Consider the following 2,388-nt stretch of genomic DNA (forward strand, 5'->3'; position numbering starts at 1 on the left):
GCTTCGGCGGCGAGGGAGTCGCCGGACCCCGCGTCAGCCGCAAACGCTCCGTGATGCGGACCGGCCACCGCCAGTCCCGCGCCGCCCAGCTGCACCGGCGTCTCGTCTACGCCCCCGCCGTGGTCGCGCCGCTGCACTGGCTCTCACTCCCGTTCATCGCCGTCTTCCGCCTGATCTGGTCCCTGATCCGGGAGCAGCCGGGGCGCATGATCGGCGAGGTGCGCGCCGCCCTGGGCACCTTCTTCCGGCCCGGGAACACCATCCGGTCCCGCCGCCGCATCGCCGCAAACAACACGGCGGGCTGGGCCGCGGTCCGTCCGCTCCGCGTGGACCCCAAAGCCGTCCGCACCCGCCGAATGATCGACCGCGAGGCGATCCTCGCGAAGCAGGGCCGGACCTCCTCGGAGCTGCACTTCATCTCCACGGGCGGCCTGGCCGTGCTCCTCTCCGTCTTCGTCATCGCCCTCGGGCTGCACTGGTGGCTCTTCGGGGCCGGCAGCGTCTCCGGCGGCGCGATCGCCCCGCTCGGGCAGTCCCTCGGTGACCTCTGGTCACACACGCGCAGCTCCGGCTCCGGCCCGGCCGACCCCTACGCCTGGGTGCTCGCGGTGCTGGGCACCCTGACCTTCTGGGCCCCCTCGCTCAGCGTCGTCCTCCTGGTGGCGGCCGCCATGCCGCTCGCGGCGCTCGCCGCCTGGGTCCTGGCCGCCCAGTTCACGCAGTCGGGCCTCGCCCGCGCCACCGCGGCGATCACCTGGGCCGCGAGCCCCGTGCTCCTGAGCGCCCTCGATTCGGGCCGCCTGCCCACGATCCTCCTCGGCGTGCTCCTGCCCTGGTTGCTGCTCGGCGCACTGCGGACCCGGTCCTCGTGGAGCTGGGCCGGGCTCACCTCGCTGCTGGCCGCCGCCGTGCTCGCGGTCGCCCCCGTGCTGCTGCCCGCCGCCATCGTGCTCTGGCTCGTCGGCATTGTGAGCGCGCCCCGCGGCCAGGCCCGCGTGATCAGCACCGCGATCGCCCCGGCGGCGCTGTTTGCCCCGCTGGCCTGGGTCGCCTTCACGCGCGGCTCACCGCTGAGCCTGCTCGCCGACCCCGGGCCCATCCTGCCCTTCACCGCGGGGACGGAGCGTCACCTGGCCATCGGCTTCCCCGAGTTCGGCCTGCACAGCTGGGAGGCCGTGCTCGACGCGCTCGGACTGAGCGCGGTCCCGACCACCCTGGCCGTCGGGATCCTGTTGGCCCCGCTTGCGATCCTCGCCCTCCTCGGCCTCTACGTCACCCGGGTGCGCCTGACCCTCTTCGCCGGGCTCACCGCGGGCCTCGGCCTCGTGACCGCCCTCGTCTCCCCGAGCCTCCAGCTCGTGACGATCGGCGGCGAGCCGATGGGCGTCTGGCCCGGCTCCGGGCTGGCGCTGTACTGGCTCGGCCTGCTCATGCTGGCGGCCTCCGGCCTGACCGCGCTCGGCCGGGGCAAGACCCCGGTCGCCGTGCTCACGATCGTCGGGGCCCTGCTCGCCGTCCTGCCGCTGCTCGTGTCCACCGTGACCGGCCAGGGCGCGATCCGCCCCGATGCCCAGAGCCTCCCCGCCGTCGTGCGCGCCGCCGCTGCGGCCGACCCCAGCGTCGGCACGCTCGTAATCGCCGCCGAAAGCGAGTCCGGGGTGCGCGCCACCGTGGAGCGCGGCGAGGGCACCGAGCTCGGTGCGCTGCGCACGAGCCGCTTCCTCGGCGAGCCGAGCGCCGCCGAGCAGGGCATCGCGGAGCTGACGGGGGTGCTTGTGTCCACGGGCGACCCGCGCGCCGCGGAGCTGCTCGCGACGCAGGACATCGAGTTCGTGCTGTTGACCCCCGGCGGGAACCGGGCCACGGTCGCCGAGCTGCAGGCCGCCTTCGACCAGAACTCGGCGCTCGCCCCGGTGGGCGAGACCGCCTCCGGAGACCTCTGGCGGATCAGCGCGCAGGCCCTCGCGGACGGCGCCGAGGTGGCCCCGCTGCCCGAGGCGACGGCCTCGCCCTTCGCGACCCCGATCCAGCTCGGTCAGATCGCGCTGCTGCTCGCCCTGGTCCTGCTGGCGCTGCCGACCGGTGAGGTCGTCGATCGCCCCGAGAAGCGCCCGAGCCGCCGCGCGCAGCAGCGGGCCAGGCTGGCCGAGTTGCGCGCCATCGAACGCACCGAGGCCGAGCGCCTCGCCGCCGAAGCGGAGCGGGAGCGCGCCGCGGAGAAGGAAGCCGAGAAGGCCGCCCGGAAGGCGAAGAAGGTGGCCGGCCGTCGCCAGAAGCGCGACGCGGCTGCCGCTGCTGCCGCCCCCGCGGCAACAGACGCTGAGTCAGGCGCTGAATCAGACGCTGCTGCCGCAACCGCCGAGGGCGCGGCCGGCACCGACGCTGTGC

General features: G+C 75.2%; 1 protein-coding gene. It reads left to right on the forward strand.

Annotation, left to right across the window (positions count from 1 at the left end; all coding sequences use genetic code 11):
- Positions 1 to 53: 53 nt before the first annotated feature.
- Positions 54 to 2,388, forward strand: a 2,335-nt coding sequence (locus OOT08_RS12380; protein ID WP_325093049.1) for a glycosyl transferase, incomplete at its 3' end; no start/stop codon positions are given.

The organism is Leucobacter sp. M11 (assembly GCF_035726885.1).
Lineage (GTDB): Bacteria > Actinomycetota > Actinomycetes > Actinomycetales > Microbacteriaceae > JAPFRB01.